The organism is Granulicatella sp., assembly GCF_057274575.1.
Map to the genome: position 1 here is coordinate 1 of NZ_DBHISP010000037.1, position 3,806 is coordinate 3,806.

General features: G+C 37.8%; 2 protein-coding genes and 1 pseudogene. All 3 read left to right on the forward strand.

Going from position 1 to position 3,806, the window contains the following annotated elements; all coding sequences use genetic code 11:
• Window positions 1–1,633: ABC transporter ATP-binding protein (locus ACO5V7_RS08805; RefSeq protein ID WP_485485884.1), on the forward strand; the 1,633-nt coding region annotated here is incomplete at its 5' end.
• Window positions 1,626–3,431, forward strand: a complete 1,806-nt coding sequence (locus ACO5V7_RS08810) for an ABC transporter ATP-binding protein (protein WP_485485885.1) — start codon at window positions 1,626–1,628, stop codon at window positions 3,429–3,431. The genes ACO5V7_RS08805 and ACO5V7_RS08810, both read left to right, overlap by 8 nt.
• Window positions 3,432–3,652: 221 nt before the next feature.
• Window positions 3,653–3,806: pseudogene (locus ACO5V7_RS08815) on the forward strand (type I methionyl aminopeptidase); the annotation flags it as partial.

Consider the following 3,806-nt stretch of genomic DNA (forward strand, 5'->3'; position numbering starts at 1 on the left):
TATTATGAAGCAAATTATCGACGAAGGGATTCCTAATAAAGACTTAGGCTTTATTGCAAAACAAGGGTTCATTATGATTTTTGTAGCAATAGTGTCTCTTTCAGCGGGTGTTTTGGGGGCAAAATTTGCATCGATTGCTGGGACTGGAGTAGCTGCAGAGTTACGTTCTGCTGAAATGAAGAAGATTCAAGCCTTCTCATTTAAAAACATTGATCACTTCTCCAATGCATCCTTAATCACGCGTATGACCAGTGATGTCAACAATGTTCAAAATACAGCCATTATGACGATGCGTATTTTAGCACGTGCTCCAATGATGTTTCTCTTTGCAATTTTCTTTGCAGTAAGCATCAATGCGCAATTATCACTCGTTTTTATGGTAGCTATACCAATTTTAGTGCTATCATTAGTGCTTATCATTTCTACAGCCTTTCCTCGCTTTAGAAAATTACAACAAGCCACAGACGGTATTAACCGAACTTTACAAGAAAACTTTATTGGAATTCGCGTTGTAAAATCGTTTGTTCGTGAAATGTTTGAAAAGAAAAAATTTGGTGCAGAAAACTCAACCTATAGAGAACGTGCCCTACATGCGATGTATGTCGTGATGTGGAATAACCCAATCATGCAATTAACGATTTATGCTGTAACAATTGCGGTGATGTGGTTTGGGGGCGGACTTGTTATTAGTGGAACGATGACAACTGGAGATCTTATCAGTTTCATTTCTTATATCACACAAATCTTGATGTCCCTCATGATGATTTCATTCGTGTTCGTCATGTTGACAATGACAAAAGCGTCTATGGATCGTATCTTCGAAGTGTTAGATACAAATATCGATGTAGAAGAACCAGAATATCCAATTACTGTAGATAAAGTATACGGTGAGGTGGAATTCGATCATGTTCATTTCTCTTATGGAAAACAACAGGATGAAGAAGTGTTAAGCAACATCAGCTTCAAGATTAAACCCGGTGAAGTGTTCGGAATTATCGGGCCAACAGGTTCAGGGAAATCCTCTCTTGTACAGTTGATTCCTCGACTTTATGACACAAGTGCTGGTACGGTGCGTGTTGGTGGACATGATGTTCGTGATTATCGATTTTCTGATTTGCGTCAAAACGTATCCATGGTGTTACAAAAGAATACCTTATTCTCTGGAACAATTCGTGAGAACCTCTTATGGGGAAATCCGAATGCTTCGGAAGAAGAGATGATTCAGGCTGCTAAATATGCACAAGCACATGACTTCATTATGGAAATGCCTGAGGGATATGACACTCGTGTAGAGCAAGGAGGATCAAACTTCTCGGGTGGACAAAAACAACGTCTTACGATTGCTCGTGCCATGTTACGAAAACCAGCAGTGTTAATCTTAGACGATTCAACGTCAGCAGTAGATACGGCAACGGACTCAAAAATCCGCGAAGCTTTCTTTAACCATTTACCAGATACAACGGTGATTATTATCGCGCAACGTATTTCATCGATTCAAGGCGCAGACAATATTCTTGTATTAGATGATGGTAAAGTAAACGGATTAGGAACGCACGAAGAGTTGATGGAGACAAACGACTTATATCGTGATATTTACGAAACCCAAATGAAAGGAGCCAAAGGAGATGAGTAAAATTAAAGGGCCAAAACGTCCAGAAAACATGAAGCAAACTTTGGCAGACTTATGGGGATATTTATGGAAGAGTAAGATGACTCTTGCAGTTGTTGTAGTCTGCTTAATCATTTCAAGTGCTTCAGGTATTATTGGAACTTATGCCATTCGTCCATTAATCAATGATTTTATTGAAACAGGAGACTTAGCAGGATTAGCAAAAATGCTTGGTTTTATCGCCATTGTCTATGTACTTGGGGCAACAGCTAGCTACTTCTCTGCACGTTTAATGGTAACAGTTGGACAAAATACAATCGAAAAAATGCGTGGAGATTTATTTAACCATATTCAAACTTTGCCAATTCGTTTCTTTGATACGAATAAGCATGGGGATTTAATGTCTCGTTTTACGAACGATTTTGACAATATTCAAAATGCGTTTAACAACAGTATGTTGATGATTATCAGTTCCACGCTTCAATTAGTGTTAACGTTTATCATGATGATTATCCTTTCACCAATTCTAACGGTTTTACTGATTGCGATGGTATTTTTGATGTTCCAAATTGTGAAGAAGCTTGGTGCCAAGTCAGGAAAGCAATTCGCAGCGCAACAAGCGATTCTCGGACAAGTGAATGGATTTGTGGAAGAGCATATTGAAGGACAAAAAGTGGTTAAGGTATTTAACCATGAACATAAAGTGTTAGATGAATTTGATAAACTAAACGGAGAACTTCAAGAAGCAGCAAACAACGCACAATTTTATTCAACGATTATGTTCCCGATTTTAGGGAATATTAGTTATATGAACTATGCGATTACCGCTGCTGTTGGGGGCTATCTTGTTATTATAAATTGGATGGATATCGGAGGGTTAGCTTCCTTCCTTCAATTCTCAAGAACGTTCGCGCAACCACTGGCGCAAATGTCTCAACAAATGAATGTTCTTTTAAGCGCAATGGCTGGAGCTGAACGTATTTTTGCGATTCTGCGTGAAGTACCTGAGATTGATGAAGGGACAGTCACTCTTGATCAACAAGATAAAGATAACTGGTACTGGGTGGATGGAGACAAACGGATTCCAGTAGTTGGGAATATTCAACTTCATAATGTAGACTTTGGCTATGTACCAGGAGTTCGTATTTTAAAAGACATCAATGTATGGGCTGAACCAGGATTAAAAGTTGCCTTTGTAGGGGCAACAGGAGCTGGTAAAACAACCATTACAAACTTAATCAACCGTTTCTATGAGATTGATTCAGGGGTTATTACTTTCGACGAGATTCCAGTAACGAAGATTAAGAAAGATGACTTGCGTAAGACCATTTCTATCGTATTGCAAGATACGCATTTATTTACAGGAACGATTGCGGATAATATTCGATATGGAAAATTAGATGCTACAGATGATGAAGTGATTAAAGCGGCAAAATTAGCAAATGCTCATAGCTTTATCAAACGTCTACCACAAGGCTACCAAACAGAAATTACAGGGGACGGAGAAGGGTTGTCTCAAGGGCAACGTCAATTACTAGCGATTGCGCGTGCTGCGGTTGCAAATCCTAAAGTATTGATTCTTGATGAAGCGACAAGTTCCATCGACAGCCATACAGAAGCGTTGATTTCACGCGGAATGGACCAATTGATGGAAGGCCGCACATCATTTGTAATTGCCCACCGTTTATCTACAATTCGTAATGCTGATGTGATTATGGTAATGAATCATGGTGAAATTATCGAACGCGGAAACCATGAAAGCTTAATGGAAAAACATGGTGTTTACTACAAGTTATATACGGGTCAGATTGAGTTAGATTAAGTGCATCAAATGTTTTTATTTTCAAATGCAGTCCTTGATATAAAGGGCTGCATTATTTTGTATCTAGAAATTTTGTCAAAATGAACCTAAGCATAGTTTTTTGATAAATATAATATCTATAGTTTATTCACTATTAAAAATTTGTAAATATTTATAATCATTATTCTTTCTTTCCATATATATGATATAATTGCCTTTATTAGAAAGGATGAGTTAATTTCATGATTACATTAAAATCAAAACGCGAAATTGATGCAATGGAAGAATCAGGAGCGCTTTTAGCATCGATTCATGTTCAACTTCGTGATTTTATTAAACCAGGTGTCACTACTTGGGATATCGATCAATTTGTCCAAAGAAAAATTGAAGAAGCAG